We start from the raw sequence: 16,206 nt of genomic DNA, 5'->3' as shown, positions 1-16,206 counted from the left end.
ACCCAAAAACGCGGCCTCGGCCGCGTTTTTTTATGCCTTTGCGCAGCCGCTGGCACACTGCCGCCTATGCCAGAGCTGCCAGACATCACGGTTTACGTCGAACGCTTGGCCGACAAGGTGCAGGGTCAGGTGCTCAAGCGGGTACGGGTGCTCAACCCTTTCTTGCTGCGCACCGCGCTGCCACCGCTCGCGCACGCTGACGGCCAACGCGTCATCGGCGTCGAGCGGCTCGGCAAGCGCGTGGTGCTGGCGCTTTCGAACGGCCTCTTCCTCGTCATTCACCTGATGATCGCCGGCCGGTTGCGCTGGTTGCTGCCAGGCGGCAAGCCGCCGGGGAAGATCTCGCTGGCCGCGTTCGAGTTTGAGCACGGTAGCGTGGTGCTCACCGAAGCCGGCAGCAAGCGACGCGCATCACTGCATATGCTAGCCGACCGCGCGGCGCTGCAAGCCATGGACCCGGGCGGCATCGACGTGATGAGTGCGTCGCTGCAAGCGTTCACCGAGCGCCTGCAGCGCGAGAACCACACGATGAAGAAGGTGTTGACCGACCCGCGGCTCTTCAGTGGCATCGGCAACACCTATTCCGACGAGATCCTGTTTCGCGCGAAGCTTTCGCCGATCTTGCTGTCGCAGAAGCTGGAGCCCGAGCAGGTCACGCGGCTGTTCGAGGCCACCAAGGCGGTGTTGCAGGAATGGACGAGCCTGCTGCGCACCGAGGCCGGCGACTGGCCAGAGAAGGTGACGGCCTTCCACCCGCAGATGGCCGTGCACGGGCGCTACAACCAGCCCTGCCTGGTGTGCCACACGCCGGTGCAACGCATCGTCTACGCCAGCAACGAGACCCACTATTGCGCCCGCTGCCAGACCGGCGGCAAGCTGCTGGCCGACCGCGCGCTCTCGACGCTGCTGCACAAGAGCTGGCCGAAGAACATCGACGAGCTGGGCTGATGACTTCAGCCGCACTTAAGCCAGCCGCGGCACAGTGCGCCCATGACCCGATCGCAAGGATCCGCTCGTGCAAGCGGCAAGGGGTGGCGGGCCGCGTTGTTCACCGCATCGTGCTGGCCCGCGCTGGCGCTGGCCCAGCCCGCCGACCTCTCGTGCAGCCGCATCGGCAGCGTGACCCTGGTGCGCCTGGACATCTTCGACACCCGCATTCCGGATGAAGACAAGGCTTTGTACCGTCTGGCCAACGCCTTGCACATCCAGACGCGAGCGTCGACCATCCGGCAGTTGCTGCTGTTCAAACCTGGCGACCCCTACGACGCGCGTCTCCTGCAAGAGTCGGAGCGCTTGCTGCGCAGCACCGGCTACCTGCGCGACGCCACCATTCGCCCGCTGGCCTGCCCCGATGGCGAGGCCGAGATCGAGGTGGTGACACAAGACGTGTGGACGCTCAAACCCGGCCTGTCCTTCGGCCGCAAGGGCGGCAAGAACAGCAGCAGCCTGGGGCTGCAAGAAGCCAACCTGCTGGGCTGGGGCACGCAACTGGGCCTGGACATCAAGTCGGGTGTGGACCGCCACACCCGCACGCTGTTCTACCGTGACCCGCAAGTTGGCGGTAGCCGCTGGGACCTGGCGGGCCAGTACGCCCGCAACAGCGATGGCGGTGCGCGCTCGCTGGCGCTGGAGCGCCCTTTCTACGCATTGGACACACGCAATGCCGTGGGCGTCTCATGGCGCCGCGAGACGCGTGTGGACTCGGTCTACGAGCAAGGCCAGGTGGTGGGCCAATACCAGACCACGGAGCGCTTTGCCAAGCTGTATGGCGGCCTGTCGCAGGGCCTGAACGCAGGCTGGGTGACGCGCTGGACCGCTGGCTGGACGCACGACGAGCACCAGGCCGACCCCATCGTCAACGCCACGACGCAAACGGTGAGTGCGCCGGCCAGCCGCAAGCTCGTCTACCCCTGGCTGGGCTTCGAGCTTGTGGAAGACGCGTTCGAGGAAACGCGCAACCAGGACCAGATCGGCAAGACCGAAGACGTGGCACTGGGCTGGCACGTCACCGCGCTGCTAGGGCTGGCCAACCCTCGCTTCGGCGCTGACCGCCGCGCCGCGGTCTTCAACACACACCTGTCAAAAGGCTTGCAGCCATGGCCGGGCCACACCTTTCTCTTCGACGCGAGCGCGGAAGGCCGCACGGAAGACGAAGGCCTGGCGGGCACTCTGCTCAGTGCCAGCGCGCGCTACTACTTGCGGCAATCGCCCCGGCGCAGCCTCTACCTGACCCTCGCCGCCGACCGCGCCGTGAACCCCGACCCCGATCAGCAAGTGCTGCTGGGCGGCGACTCGGGCCTGCGCGGCTACCCACTGCGCTACCAGAGCGGCAGGGGGCGCTGGCTGCTCACCGCTGAGCAGCGTTATTTCAGCGAGTGGTACCCGTGGCGCTTGTTCAACGTGGGCGGGGCGGTGTTCTACGACATGGGCCGCACCTGGGACCAAGACGCGCGCACGCCGATCCCGCAAGGCCTGCTGCGCGACATCGGCTTCGGCTTGCGCCTGGGCAACAGCCGCTCGGCCATCGGCAATGTGGTGCACATCGACCTGGCGTTTCCGCTTGACGGCGACGCGTCGATACGCAAGGTGCAGCTGCTGGTCGAAGCCAAACGCAGTTTTTGAGCAGGCTCAGCCCGCGGCGTCTTCCGCCAGCAGGCCCTCACCCACCCACTGCTGCAAACGGGCCACCACCGCCGCAGCGGCTTGTGCCTCACCGGTATGCTCCGCGGCCAACTCGCAGAGCGACGCAAACGCCATGCCTTGCATCGCCGCCGGCAGCAGCAAGGCTTCGAGCGCGTCGACCACTGAGCGCCAGCGCGTCTCAAGCTGCGGGCGCCACACGAGCAGCAGGTGCTCGCCGGGTTCGGGTTCTTCCAGTTCCGGCTCTTCGTCTTCCGCAGATTGCAAAGCACGCCATGCCGGCTCGACACGCCATTGCAGCGGCAGCAGCTGCGCGCTGGGCTGGAAGCGCAGCACCCAGGTCGCCCATTGCTCGGGCGAGCGACTGACCACCGAGGCGGCCGACAAGGTGGGGGCGTCTGCCGCGTCGAAGGCACTGCGCAAGGCCCACTCCATGCGTGCCAGGTCGACAAAGGCCGGGTGCGGCACACGCTCGGGCTGCTGCGTCATGAAGTCGGCAAGCTGGTGGCCGAACCAACGGATGGACGGGTGGCTCGACGGGTGCGCCTGCAGATAGGCGCGGCCCAGCGCATCGAAAGCCTCGTCGCCCATGGCCTGCGGCAGCACGCCGAAGTTGTCGCGCAGCGCCGCCAGCAGGCGCGCGCTGTAGGCGTGCTGGTAGATGTGCAGCAGGGGCTCGCGGCCGCGCAACAGGCCGTGCGCCGGTGTCTCATTGGCGATGGCGGCGCGCAGCTGTCGCTGCTGTTGCGCCAGCGCGTTCATGCCGCCTCCGGCTGACGCAGGGCCTGCGCCTGCACGGCGCGTGCGTGGGCAAGCTCGTCGAGCAGCTCGGCCAGCGGTGGGATGTGGTCGTCGCGCTCAATCATGGTCGGCACCGCGCCCATGCGCTGCACCGTGTGGGCGTAGAGCGACCACACGGCTTCACCCACCGGGTGGTCGTGGGTGTCGACGAGGTAGCTGCCGTGGTCTTCGTGCCCGGCCAGGTGGATCTGGCGCACGCGCTCGCGCGGCATCGCGTCGATGTAGGTCTTGGGGTCGAAGCCGTGGTTCACGCTGCTCACGTAGACGTTGTTCACGTCAAGCAGCAGCTCGCAGTCGGCGCGCTGCAAGAGCTCGGCGACGAACTCCCACTCGCTCATCTCGTCACCGGCAAAGCTCACGTAGCTGGAGACGTTTTCAAGCAGCAAGCGGCGGCCGAGCACTTCTTGCACCTGCTGCACGCGTTGCACCACATGGCGCAGCGCCGCTTCGGTGTAAGGCAGCGGCAGCAGGTCGTGCAGGTTGTGGTGGTCGACGCCTGTCCAGCACAGGTGGTCTGAGACCCAGGCCGGCTCGATGCGTTGCGCCAGCGCCTTCAGCTCACCCAGGTAGGCGAGGTTTAGCGGGTCGGTGCTGCCGATGGACATCGCCACGCCGTGCATCACCATGGGCACATCGCGTCGAATGCGCTCCAGGTGGTGCAGCGGCTTGCCGCCCGGCACCAGGTAGTTCTCTGAGATGACTTCGAGCCAGTCGACCCCCTGCTGCGCTTGCGCAAACGCCGCATAGTGCTCGGTGCGCAGGCCGAGGCCAAAGCCGGTGATGGGTGAAGTCATGTCAAAAAACCGGCACGGGTGTCAGGCACGCGCGCCGGAATTCCTGGTCGTTACAGGAGGAGACTTCTTACTTGAGCACCATGCCGCCGGCGGAGGTGCATTCGGCGGCCGTCTTCTTGCCGACCCAGCCTTGGCCCTTGCAGCCGTTTTGGCCCTTGCACTCGCTCTTGGCGGTCTTGCAATCGGAGGTGCCCTTGCAGGTGTTGACGCCTGCGCACTTCACCATGCCGTCGTCGGAGGCGTACACGGTGGTGGTGACGAGGCCGGTAGAGAACAGAGCGGCAGCGGTGGCGGCCAGGGCGAGGCCAGATTTGAGGTTCAGCATGATGTGTTTCCTTGATGCAAAGGGTGGGTGGAAGTGCAGCAAGGGACCGGCACCATGCCGAATCACCGCGCTTGCGAGGCTCTGTCGGGCCGGCCCAGCGCTTCTTACAGGCCAGCCTCGCCAAGCAAACAAAAACTCAATCGCCCTGGATCAAGGCCACCAGCTCCTCGGCCTTGAGCGCCCCTTTCACGTCGCCCCCTTCGAGCACGCTGTCGGCCAGCTCGCGCTTGGCGCTGTGCAAGGCCACGATGCGCTCTTCGAGCGTGCCGCGGTTGACCAGGCGGTACACCGTCACGGGCCGCTGTTGGCCGATGCGGTGGGCGCGGCCGCTGGCCTGGTCTTCGGCTGCGGGGTTCCACCACGGGTCGGCGATCACCACGTAATCGGCCATGGTCAGGTTCAGGCCGAAGCCGCCCGCCTTGAGGCTGATGAGAAAGAGGTCACCTTCACCGGCCTGGAAGGCAGCCACGCGCCGGGTGCGCTCGGCGGTGGGCGTGGCGCCGTCGAGGTACTGGTAAGCAATGCCGGCCGCATCGAGCGGCTCGCGCAACAGCGAGAGAAAGTCGACGAACTGGCTGAACACCAGCGCCTTGTGCCCGTTGGCCGAAAGCTCGGCCGCCAGCTCGCTGAAGGCCTGCACCTTGGCCCCCACCAGCCCGAGCTGGGGGCTGACCAAGCGCGGGTCACAGGCGGCGCGGCGCAGCCGGGTGAGCTGCGCCAGGATGTTCATTTGTGCGTGGCCCGCGCTGTCACCTGCGAGGCTCTGCTCGGCGGCCTCCAGCGCCTGGCGGCGCAGTGCTTCGTAGTGCGCCCGCTCCGCGGCATCGGGCTCCACGGTGAGCGTGAGCTCGGTGCGCGGGGGCAGGTCGTCGAGCACCTGGGCCTTGGTGCGGCGCAAGACAAAGGGTGCAATCAGCCGGCGCAGGCTGCGCTGCGCCTGGCGGTTGCGGTCGCGCTCGATGGGGCCGGCGAAGCGCTCGTTGAAGCGCGCCAGGCTGCCCAGCAAGCCGGGGTTGCACACCCGCATCACCGACCACAGCTCGGACAGCCGGTTTTCGATGGGCGTGCCCGACAAGGCCAGGCGGAAGTCAGCGCGCATCTCGTGCGCCGCCTGCGCGCGCTTGGCCGCCGCGTTCTTGATGGCTTGGGCTTCGTCGAGCACCAGGGTATGCCACTCGCGCGCTGCAAACAGAACCAGGTTCTGCTGGTGCATCTGGTAGGACACCAGCACCACGTCTTGCGGGCCCAGCCCGGCCACCAGGCTGTCGCGGTCGGACTCGCTGAACAGATGCATCTGCAGGCTGGGGGCGAAGCGGCGCGCCTCGGCCAGCCAGTTGCCCATCAGCGAGGTGGGGGCGAGCAGCAGCGCCGGGCCACCGGCGGCACGCGCGAGCAGCACGGCCAGGGCTTGCAAGGTCTTGCCCAGGCCCATGTCGTCGGCCAGGCAGGCGCCCAGCCCGGCCTTTGCCAGGCGCATGGCCCATTGGTAGCCTTCTTCCTGGTACGGGCGCAGCTGGGCCTGCAAGCCGGCCGGCAACGCCACCGCTGCTTGCTGGCCGGCGGCCAGGCTCTCGATGCGGCGAGCAAACCCGGCATCGCCTTGCAGCTGCGCGCCGTCCATCACCGCGTCGAGCCAGGCCGCCGCCACCACCGGCACGCGAGCCTCGCCGCGCTGCACGTCGACCACGGCCGCCAGTTCGTCGAGCCGGGTGCGCAGCTCTTGCGTCAACGCCAGGTAGCGGCCTTCGCCCAGGGGGATGAAACGGCCAGTGCCGGTGCGGCTCCAGTCGAGCATCTGTTGCAAGCTGAAGAGCAGGCGCTCGTCCACCTGCACACCACCCTGCAGGGCCAGCCAGTCGGTGGCGCTGCGCACGTTCACCTGCAGCTGTGGCAAGGCCGCGGTGTCGACGCGCACCGTCTTGCCCGCTGGCCAATCGAGCGCCGCAATGGCGAGGCCGGCAGCAGCCAGGGTGTGCAGTTGCTCAATCACGGCCAGCGCTTCGTCGGCGCCGTCGATGAGCCACTCGGCGCCAGCTTGCGGCTCAAGCTGAGGGCAAGCATCGAGCACAGCGTCAAGGTGGGCTCGCTCCTGGGCCAGGTCGCGCTGTGCGCCCACGGTTTCGCCCGCCAGCGCCGCGACCAGGCGCGCGCGGCCGCTGCCCGGGGTCAGGCGTGGGCCATCGACACCCAGCGGCGCCACCACCAGGCGCAGCGACACACCATCGCCACGCGGCGCGAGCTCGGCGCGCAAGCGCGCATCGGGCTCGACCTCGCGCGCAGCCTGCACCTCGTCGGCGTGCACCTGGAAATGCGCGCCCAGGCCTTGCAGCACCTGCTGCAGCTGGGCTGCTCCGTCGGCCGGCACCACCAGGCCCTGGCCTAGCAGCTGGGCCACGCGCCTGTGGGCCGGCGTGAGGCGAATCACCCGCGCGCGCTGCGGTGAGTCGCGCAGCACGCTAAGGGCTTGCAGGGCTTCGATTTCTTTCACCTCGGCGGCACTGGGGGTCTGGTAGGTCAGCCGCTCGGGCCGCGGGTGCAGCGCCGGCAACATGCGTACACGTTGCTCCCCGCCCAGCGTCACCACGTCGATCTCGGGGCTGGCTTCGACCAGGGTGACGCTGAGGCCGGGAGCGTCTTCAAACTCCACATGTGGGTGGCCGATCAAGGCCGTCACGGCAGCCGCAAGGTCGAGCCGCAGGTCACGCTCATACAACCCTTGCCGCACGGTGCGGGCCACCGCCACGTCGGCCGGCAGCAGGTTGTCAGCCTTGGCCAGCTTGCTGAGCGACAGCGGCTTGGGCTTGCCCCAGCCGCGGGGGCCACGCTTTTGCTCAAGCGGCGCCACGTCGTCCACCTCACCAGAAGGGAACACGCGCAGCTGCCACAGCAAGCGGGTGTCGCCGCCCGTGTCCGCCACCACAGCGGCTTCGGGCGCGGCCACCGACATCAGCGCGGCCAAGGCCACGCGCCACGCCTCTTGCGGTGGGGGCACGAAGAAGCTCTCTGGCGCCGGCTCGCCGGCCAGCACCTGCACCGCAGCGTCAATCTGCGCCACCAACACGGGCAGGCCCGCTGCCGCTATCTGTTTGCGCAACAGCGCGAGCGAGGCCTGATCCCGCTTGCTCACAGGCTGCGCCTGATGGCCTTGCTTCAACCACGCCGCCATCAACCAGCGCCAAGGGTCGAGGCGGTCGAGGTATTGCTCGTTCGACACCGGACGGAAGTGGTGGGTGTCGAGCCGCTCATCCCCCAGGCGCATTTGAATGGCCAAGGCGACGATGCCACTCCAGTGGTTGGGGGCCGGCGTGCGTTTGCCACCTTCGGCCAGGCAGTACTTGAGCGCCTTGCGCAGATGCGCCGGGGTCTGCTGCGCCAGCAGCGACAGCGCATACGGTGCCGCCAGCATGACGGGCAGCAGGCCCTTGCGCGCCTTGGTTTCGGTCTTCAGTGCGGCGAATACAGCGTCGTAGGCGGCCTCAGCCTGCGCCCAGCGGCCTTGCAGTGCCAACAGCGCTGCACCGCCGGCCTCGGCCATGGCGCGCCAAAAAGGAAAGGGCGACGAGGCTTCGCGCATGGGCGCCAACACCGCGTCTAGGCCCTCCAGCTGGCCCGACCACAGCAGGTGTTCACACAGCACCATGCGCAGCGCAAAACTCTCTTCTCCGCGGTAATCGGCCAGGTAGCGTTGGGCCAGCTCAACCAATGGCAACTCGGGCGTGCCCCACAGCGCCATCAGGCGCGACAGGCCATTGAACATCACGTCGTTCTGCTGCCCCGGCGACAAGCGCTCGAACAGGGCCGCATCGAGCATTTCGAACATCGCGTGCTGCACGACGTCTGCCCAGGGCGCGCTCCAGCCGCAGGCCAGGCGCAATCGCTCGATCTCCGAGAAAGGCACGCCTGAGAACAACTCCAGCCGCACGATGGCGGTGGCCTCAAACACGTCGCGAAAGTAGGCGCCGCGTACGCCTTCGTTGAAGTGCATGGCACGCGCGAGGGCGCTGTGCAATGCGGGCAGGTTGCCGCTGTCGATCAGGCCCAGGTAGATGGTGCTGAACACCTCTCTGCTCACCTCCCAGTAGCCCGGCCGATAACGGTCTTCGACCAGGCAGTGAGCCTCGGCCAAGCTCTTGATCAAGTCTTTGACTTCATCACCGGTGTAACGCTTGCCTTGCGCGTTCTTGGCCTCCATGCAGGCCAGCATCTCCAGCACCCAGTTGCGGGTGCGAAAGCGACCGCCCAACGCGACCGCGTCGAGCACGTCCAGTTGCTGGGGGCTGAGCCCGGCCAGCGTCGCGCTCGCGCTCAACGCGAGAGCACGGCCGCCATGGCAACCGCGGTGGCCCCGACGTTGGACGAGTTCAAACCCGCCACGCACATGCGCCCCGAGCGCACCAGGTACACCGCGTGCTCTTCACGCAAGCAGTCAACCTGCTCGGCGCTCAGGCCGGTGTAGCTGAACATGCCGCGCTGGGTAAGAAAGTAGCTGAAATCGCGCCCCGGCAGCTTGGTGCTGAGCACCGCATGCAGCTTCTCGCGCATGGCCTTGATGCGCACGCGCATGGCATTGAGCTCGCTGGCCCATTGGTCGTACAGCGCCGGTGTTTGCAACACGCGCGCCACGATCTGGCCGCCGTGGGTGGGCGGGCTGCTGTAATTCTTGCGCACGGTGGCCTTCATCTGGCCCAGCACGAGCTCGGCCTCGGCCTTGTTGGGGCACACGATGCTCAAGCCCCCGCAGCGCTCGCCGTAGAGCGAGAAACTTTTGGAAAAAGAGCTGGCGCAGAAGAAGCTCACGCCCGCATCGGCGAGGGCACGCACGGCAAACGCGTCTTCGGCAATGCCGTCACCAAAACCTTGGTAGGCGATGTCGACATACGGCAGCAGCTTGCGTTGCTGAATCACCGGGATCAGCTCTTTCCACTGCGCGGCCGTGAGATCGACACCGGTCGGGTTGTGGCAGCAGGCGTGCAGCAGCACGATGCTTTGCTCGGGCAGCGCCTTGAGCGCTGCCAGCATCTCGGGGAACTTCACGCCACCGGTCTGGGCGTCGTAGTACGGGTAGGTGTTGACCTCGAAACCTGCGCCTTCGAACATCGCGCGGTGGTTGTCCCAGGTCGGGTCGCTGACCCAGACGTTGGACTTTGGAAAGTAGCGCTTGAGAAAATCACCGCCCACCTTCAGGCCACCCGAGCCGCCCACCGTCTGGAGGGTGGCGATGCGCCCACTCTTCACGGCCTCGTGCTCGGCACCGAACAACAGGTGTTGCACCGCTTGCCGGTAGTTGACCGCGCCTTCCATCGGCTGGTAGGGCCGCGCGCCTATGGTTTGCAGCATGGCGGCTTCGGCGGTACGCACCGCGCCCATCACCGGGAGCTTGCCGGCGTCGTCAAAGTAGATGCCGATGCTCAGGTTGATTTTGTTCGGGCGAGGGTCTTTGCCGAAGGCTTCGTTGAGGGTAAGAATCGGGTCGCCAGCGTAGGCATCGACGTGCTCGAACATGTGGGGCTCCTGTAGGGGAGCGCCAATTATCAAGCGTCGAGCCACTCCATCCAGCGGCCGTGGGGGTGCGAGCGCGCCAGCAAGTCGAAGCGCACTTCGCCTTCGACGCGGTGGCACAGCGTCCACAAGCTGCCGCGCTGGGCCTGCGCGCTGTCTTCGAATGGCGCAGGCGGCTGCACCGGGGCTATGCGCAGTTCGGGCCCTTCGGCCGACAACCACATCAGGCTGCGCTCGTGTACCAGTGCCGTCATGGCGGCGACGTGCCTCTGCAAGGCCTCGGGGTCGAAATAGGTGAGCACCCAGCTGTTGAACAGCACCGGCTGTACGTCGCTAGGCAACGTGTCGAGCCAGCGTGCAACGCCCGCCGTGCAATCGGCCTCGCGCTGCACCGGCCAGGCCCGGCGCCAGGCCAGCGCCATGGCCTGGTCGAAGCGCTTCACGCGCGCCACATTGCTGGGCCACAGGCAGGCACGCAACCAGCGCACGGCCTCGGTGTCGTTCACAGCCACCGGTGCCGGGTCGATGCCGAGCCGCTGCACGATCTGAAAGGCCGCAGGCGCTGGCCGGCGCGGGCCGACCAGGCGGCAGTCCAGCACCGGCACTTCGGGTCGCGCTTCAGCGCCTTGGAACTCGCCGCCGTAGTCGTAGCGGTAGTCGTCCACGCCAAGGTTCAAGCCCGCACTGCACCCCAGATCAAGCAGCGCCAGCCGGGGTTGGCCACTGCGCCGGGCGATGTCTTGCAGGGCCAGCCACAGCACGGCACAACGGCCGATTTCGTTGGTCTGGGTGGTGCGCGTGGCCATGCGCTCGCGCAGCGCGGCGCTGTGCTGGCCCACGAAATCGGTGAGGCAGGCGCCAAGCTCGGCATCAGCCACCCGCGTGCCACCCAGGCTGGCGTAGTAGGCGCGCAGCGGGTGGGCCACCCCAGTGAGCAGCAAGTCGTGAACCGCGGCCAGCCACAAGTTCGGCCGGCGCTGCTCGAAATCGGCATCGGCGAGCAATTCGAGCGAGGCGGGCTGCTCTGCCAGGAAGCGGCAGATGGCTTCGTACAGCGGCTCGTCAGCGCATTCGTGGTCGGCAAACCAACGGAAGAGCTTGGCCAGGCGGGGCAGGTCGGTGGGCATTGCAAGGCTCCAGGCGTTCAGTGCGCATGAGCTTAGCCCCGGGTTGCGGCCATCTTTGTCGGGTAGCCGACAATTGCAGCCCATGCGCGACGACATTGCATCCCTGCTGGCCGCCACCCTGCCCGAGCTCACACTGAACGACGCGCATTGGCGCGGCCTGCTGCCGCTGTGCCGGGTGCGGCGCCTGCCACAAGGCGGCGTGCTGCTCGCGCAAGGCCAGAAGACCCCCGCCTTGTTCGGCCTGCTGGCGGGCGAAATCGCGATCCGATTCAGCACGGTCGATGGCGATGTTTCAGTGGTCGAGCACGTGTCGCCCGGCCGGCTGTTCGGTCTGTCGTCGTTCGCCAGCGGCCGGCCTTCGACCTTCGAGGCGCTGGCCACGCGGCCGACGCGGGTGGTGGCCTTCGGGCCGGCCGCCTATGCCCATTTGATGGATGAAGTGCCCGGCTTTGCGCGTGCGCTGATGCGCGAGTTTGCACAACGCCACGACGGTGCACTGCGCATGCTCGAAGCCTCGCGCCACCGCAGCGCAATGGAGCGGCTGAGCCTCGCGCTGGAACAGCTGGTGCGCACCGGCCGCGCGGGCGCAGCCGACGGGCAAGGCTGGCGCTTCGTGCGCACCACGCAGGCCGAGCTGGCCGCGCTGGCCGGCCTGTCGCGCCAAACCGTCAACGTTTTGATCAGCCAACTGGCCACGCACCAGCGGCTGCGCCCAGCCTACGGCGGGCTGTGGGTGCCCGCCTGATACAGCGCCGCTACGGGCTCACCGTCAACGCCACCGGTGCGCTCATCTTCTCTTGGCCAAAGGTGTCGTGCGCCACGACCACGACCTGGAAAACACCGGCCTGGGGCAAGGCTGGCCCGGTGTATTTCAACTGAAGGTCGGGCGTCAGCGCTGACTCCCATATCAGCCCGAAACCATAGGCTTGGTGATAGCGAAGCTGCAGCTTGTAGGTGGTCCAGATGCCAGGGTTGTTGACGCGATCCCAAACGGCCGAGAACGGGCCGCTGCGGCTGATGGTGTCGGGCAGCAAGCGCAGATGGGCGGGCGCGGCCGGCGGCGCGGGCACGTCCATCACCGAGAGCGGGATGGGCTCGCTCATCGTCTGGCCGCCGAACACCGTGTCTTGTGAGACCACCACGACGTTGTAGACGCCGTTGTTCGCCAAGGCCGGGCCGGTGTAGGTGAGCGAGAGGTTGGCCGTGGCGGGCGACTCCCACAGCAGCCCGAAGCCATAGTTGAAGTGGTTGCGCAGCTGGATCTTGTAGGTGGTCCAGATGCCGGGGTTGACCACGCGGTCCCAGGCGACGGTGAACTTGCCGCTGCGCGTCATGGGGTTGGGGAGCACGCGGATGTTGGTGGCCGGCGGCGGCGCGGGCGGGTCGGCTTGCACGTTGAGCGAGACCGGCGCGCTGATGGTCTCCTGGCCGAAAGCGTCGCGGGCGACCACGACCAGCGCGTAAGTTCCAGTCTGCGGCAACACCGGGCCGTTGTAGGTGACCGAAAGATCGGCGGTCGTAGCCGACTCCCACAGCAGCTTGAAACCGTAGCTCTGGTGGGTGCGCAACTGCAGCTTGTATTGCGTCCAGACCTTGGGGTTGGGCACACGGTCCCAGGTGGCGGTGAAGCTGCCGTTGCGCAACATGGCGTTGGGCTGCACGCGCAAGTTGTTCACCGGCAAGGGCGGCGGGATCTGGTCTTGCACGCTGAGCGGCACCGGCTCACTCATGGTTTCCTGGCCGTAGATGTCGCGCGCGATGACCACCACGTCGTAGACACCACTTTGCGGCAGGCGCGGCCCGTCGTAGGTGAGGCTCAGGTTGGGGGTGGTGCCTGTCGATTGCCACACCAGCGCGAAGCCAAAGTCATGGTGGTTACGCAGCTGCAGTTTGTATTCGGTCCACACGCCAGGGTTGAACACGCGGTCCCAGCTGGCCACGAAGCCGCCTTCCTTGCCGATGAGCTGCGGAGCCAGGTGCAGGTTGGCCACCTTGGGCGGCGCCACCGGCAAGTCGGCCACGGTGAGCGGCACCGGGTCGCTCATGGTTTGCTGGCCGTACTGATCGACCGCTACCACCACCACATGGAACACCCCGATCTGCGGCAGCGTGGGCCCGCCATAAACCATCGACAGGTTGGAAGTAGTGGTGGGCGACTCCCACACCAGCCCGAAGCCATAGGCCTGGTGGTAGCGCACCTGAACCTTGTACTCCGTCCACACACCCGGGTTTTGCACCCGGTCCCAGCTCACGGTGAAGGGTGCGTTGCGCTTGATCTTGTCGGGCGAGAGCAGCACGTGCTGCGGCTTGGGCGGTGCGCTGGCTTCGCTCGGGATGTTGCCGTACAGGCCGCCGTACTTCCACATGTTCCACAGCGTGTCGGCGACGGTCTGGGCGATGACGTGCTCGCCACGCACATTGGGATGCGTCTGGTCGTAGGTGTCGGTTTGCCAGCTCCAGCGCTCAGCGACGTTGGCGATGTGGATACGCGACGAGGGCGTGTGCAGCTCGCTGGCCAGCGCGGCCAGCATGTCGTTGTAAGGCCGGGGCTCGCCGTGCGCTTCGAGCGGCCCGGTGGCGCCGGTTTGCACCAGCAGGAAGTTGACGTCGCTGCGAGCACGGCGCGCGTTCTGGATGAACTCGCGCATGTAGCCGGCCACGCGTGCCGAGTTGGCGGCAATGCTCTTGCTGCCATCCCAGAACCAGGTGAGGTCGTTGGTGCCGAGATCGACGATCACCAGGTCGGGCTGGTAGGTGCGCACGTAGCCTTCGATCGTGTCTTTCTCGAAGCCCAGCGGGCGGCCCCAGGTGGCGTCGTGGTCGTCGTCCCAGCCTTGCACCTTGTAGAGGCCGGGGTCGCGCACGTCGTCGGGCGTGTTGGGGTTCATCGGGCCCTTGAAGGGGCCGACGAAATCAAAAGGCGCCTGCTTCTTGCGCAAGTGCTCATGCAGGCGGTAGCGCCAGGTGTAGTCGCCACTCTTGCCATGGCTGATGGAGTCGCCCACGACCATGAGGCGCGGCGGCCCGGTGTGCGGTGGGTCGAGCAAGACATTGCGGTCCCCAGGCGGCGGGGGCGGTGGCGGGCCCACCGTGGTAACGCAGTTGCCCTGGCCCCAGGACGCCAGGGGCGAGTCCATGCCTTGCTGGGCGACGATGAAGACACAGGTGAGCCGTGCCTCGCCGTCGGTGATGAGGCCGGGGTGCAGCGTGCTGAACTGCGTGCCGTTGGCGGCTCGGCCGCTGCTCAGCCACGCTTGCACATTGCGCGCCTCCTGTGTCGCATTGCCCGCGGCCCACTGGCAGCTGCTGTAGTAGCCCAATTGCGGGTAGCAGCCTCGGACGTAGTCGTCGACGTGGGGGTTCTCAGGGCATACGGCCACGCCCAACACGGTCGTGGTGGCGGTGACGACCGCCGTTTCCGTCAACGAGAAAATCGGCAGCACGGAAAAGATGGTGTTGACGACGCAGGCCATCCCCTTGATGCCCTCGCCCAGCGTGACGGCGGCGTGCGCCTGAGGGCTCGCACCCCACAGGCTGCACAGCAGTGCCAAGGCTGCTGCAGCCCGGGGTGTCAGGGTTTGGGCGGCCCACATCACGCTGCAAGCGCCGCTTCGATGTCTTTGGCGATCGACTCAGGCGCATCGTTGGACGCATAGCGCTTGATCACCTGCCCATCTTTGCCCACGAGAAACTTGGTGAAGTTCCACTTGATGCCCTTGGTGCCCAGAATGCCCGGGGCTTCATGGGTGAGCCACTTCCACAGCGGGTGGGCCTCGGGGCCATTGACCTGCACCTTGCTCATCATGGGGAATTTCACGCCATAGTTGAGCTGACAAAACGAGGCAATCTCGCCATCACTGCCCGGGTCTTGTTCGCCAAACTCGTTGCTCGGGAAACCCACCACCACCAGCCCCTTGTCGGCGTAGGTTTCCCACAGCTTTTCGAGGCCTGCAAACTGCGGCGTGAAGCCACAGGCGCTGGCGGTGTTCACGATCAGCAGCACTTTGCCCTTTTGGGTGGACAAATGCGCCGGCTTGCCATCAATGGACGTGGCTTCGAAATCGTAAACACTGGCCATGTGAAAGCTCCTCGGGGTGTGAAATAAGTGGGAGCTCATCGTAGCGCCGCATGCCACCCCACGTGAGGAAGGGTTGACGCCGCTGCGCCAGCGATCGAACATCGCTCACCCCACTCACCGGAAGACACCAATGCCTGAGCGCATCCCCATGCGCTATACCGTTGCGCTGCAAGGCTTCAGTGACTTCGAGCGCAGCGCCCTGAACTCGTTTTTCCGCCTTGCGCAAGAGCGCGCACCAGCCTACGACCGAGCCGCAACCGCCGCCGAGAGCGACTTCATCATTGCCGACGCCGACCACCCAGTCGACGTGGCCGCGGTGCGCGACACGCGGCGCCTGCAAGACACCATCTTCATCGGCGCCCGAGCACCCGCCGGCGCCGTGGCCTGGCTGGCACGGCCCATCGAGCCGACCCGCATCGTGCGCGAGCTCGACCTGCTGCTGGAGCTGCGCCTGGCCAGCCTCGACGAGCCGCCCCAGGAACAAGACAGCGATTGGGTCAGCTCAGGCCCCAGCGACCTGATGGCCGCCGATGGCCGCCCCGCCAAAGACGTGCTGGTGGTTGACGACAGCCGCATCGCACTCAAGTTCTTGCAGACCCGCCTGCAAGGCCTGGGTTACCGCGTGCACTTGGCGCACGACGCCACGCAGGCGCTGGAGCGGCTGGCCACACAAGCCTTCTCGCTCGTGTTCCTCGACGTGACACTGGGCCCTGAAGGCAGCATGGACGGCCTCGCCGTGTGCCAGCACATCAAACGCCGACAAGTGCACCCCGGTGGCATCGCCCCCGCCGTGCTGATGGTGACCGGCCGCACCAGCGCGATGGACCGCGTGCGCGGCGACCTCGCCGGCTGCGACGCCTACCTCACCAAGCCGCTGATGGAAGCTGAGTTCATGGCGGCACTGGGCGTGCTCGACCCGGTGGCGGCCTGAAGGGGGCGTCC

12 protein-coding genes are annotated in these 16,206 nt (G+C 67.0%); 4 read left to right on the top strand and 8 right to left on the bottom strand.

Annotated features, from left to right (window positions below; all coding sequences use genetic code 11):
• Window positions 1-66 precede the first annotated feature (66 nt).
• Complete coding sequence (locus AC30QB_RS02110) at window positions 67-948, top strand: Fpg/Nei family DNA glycosylase (RefSeq protein ID WP_489544536.1); 882 nt, start codon at window positions 67-69, stop codon at window positions 946-948.
• Between the two features lie 42 nt (window positions 949-990).
• Window positions 991-2,622: a POTRA domain-containing protein gene (locus tag AC30QB_RS02105; RefSeq protein WP_489544535.1), complete on the top strand. Its 1,632-nt coding sequence runs from the start codon at window positions 991-993 to the stop codon at window positions 2,620-2,622.
• A 6-nt stretch (window positions 2,623-2,628) separates the two neighbouring features.
• Here AC30QB_RS02105 and AC30QB_RS02100 read toward each other — a convergent pair whose 3' ends face one another.
• The 6 genes from AC30QB_RS02100 to AC30QB_RS02075 all read right to left on the bottom strand — a co-directional run bounded on the left by AC30QB_RS02100 (window position 2,629) and on the right by AC30QB_RS02075 (window position 11,186).
• Window positions 2,629-3,402 carry an HvfC/BufC family peptide modification chaperone gene (locus AC30QB_RS02100; protein ID WP_489544534.1) on the bottom strand — a complete coding sequence of 258 codons (774 nt, stop codon included), beginning with the start codon at window positions 3,400-3,402 and terminating at the stop codon, window positions 2,629-2,631.
• A complete protein-coding gene (gene bufB / locus AC30QB_RS02095) occupies window positions 3,399-4,235 on the bottom strand; it encodes an MNIO family bufferin maturase (protein WP_489544533.1) in 837 nt (278 codons plus the stop codon). The genes AC30QB_RS02100 and bufB overlap by 4 nt, the downstream gene beginning before the upstream one ends.
• A 67-nt stretch (window positions 4,236-4,302) precedes the next feature.
• Window positions 4,303-4,560 carry a BufA2 family periplasmic bufferin-type metallophore gene (bufA2, locus tag AC30QB_RS02090; protein ID WP_489544532.1) on the bottom strand — a complete coding sequence of 86 codons (258 nt, stop codon included), beginning with the start codon at window positions 4,558-4,560 and terminating at the stop codon, window positions 4,303-4,305.
• 136 nt (window positions 4,561-4,696) lie between these two features.
• Window positions 4,697-8,869, bottom strand: a complete 4,173-nt coding sequence (locus tag AC30QB_RS02085; protein ID WP_489544531.1) for an SNF2-related protein — start codon at window positions 8,867-8,869, stop codon at window positions 4,697-4,699.
• Window positions 8,866-10,062 carry an amino acid aminotransferase gene (locus tag AC30QB_RS02080; protein WP_489544530.1) on the bottom strand — a complete coding sequence of 399 codons (1,197 nt, stop codon included), beginning with the start codon at window positions 10,060-10,062 and terminating at the stop codon, window positions 8,866-8,868. Before AC30QB_RS02080 ends, AC30QB_RS02085 begins: the two co-directional genes overlap by 4 nt.
• Before the next feature lie 29 nt (window positions 10,063-10,091).
• Entirely contained in the window at window positions 10,092-11,186 is a 1,095-nt protein-coding gene (locus tag AC30QB_RS02075) for a DUF2332 domain-containing protein (protein ID WP_489544529.1), read from the bottom strand.
• An 82-nt stretch (window positions 11,187-11,268) separates the two neighbouring features.
• Between AC30QB_RS02075 and AC30QB_RS02070 the strand changes: the two genes are divergently transcribed.
• A complete protein-coding gene (locus AC30QB_RS02070) occupies window positions 11,269-11,931 on the top strand; it encodes a Crp/Fnr family transcriptional regulator (protein ID WP_489544528.1) in 663 nt (220 codons plus the stop codon).
• A gap of 10 nt (window positions 11,932-11,941) precedes the next feature.
• Here the strand turns inward: AC30QB_RS02070 and AC30QB_RS02065 are convergent, their stop codons facing one another.
• Both AC30QB_RS02065 and AC30QB_RS02060 read right to left on the bottom strand, forming a co-directional pair.
• A complete protein-coding gene (locus tag AC30QB_RS02065) occupies window positions 11,942-14,779 on the bottom strand; it encodes a GDSL-type esterase/lipase family protein (protein ID WP_489544527.1) in 2,838 nt (945 codons plus the stop codon).
• Window positions 14,779-15,264: a glutathione peroxidase gene (locus tag AC30QB_RS02060; RefSeq protein ID WP_489544526.1), complete on the bottom strand. Its 486-nt coding sequence runs from the start codon at window positions 15,262-15,264 to the stop codon at window positions 14,779-14,781. Before AC30QB_RS02060 ends, AC30QB_RS02065 begins: the two co-directional genes overlap by 1 nt.
• Window positions 15,265-15,394: 130 nt before the next feature.
• Between AC30QB_RS02060 and AC30QB_RS02055 the strand changes: the two genes are divergently transcribed.
• Entirely contained in the window at window positions 15,395-16,195 is an 801-nt protein-coding gene (locus tag AC30QB_RS02055) for a response regulator transcription factor (RefSeq protein ID WP_489544525.1), read from the top strand.
• Window positions 16,196-16,206: the final 11 nt, after the last annotated feature.

Source organism: Rhizobacter sp. (assembly GCF_046595475.1).
Classification (GTDB): domain Bacteria; phylum Pseudomonadota; class Gammaproteobacteria; order Burkholderiales; family Burkholderiaceae_C; genus Rhizobacter.
Note: the sequence above shows the minus strand (reverse complement) of the source record. Positions and strands in the feature narration are given on the sequence as shown.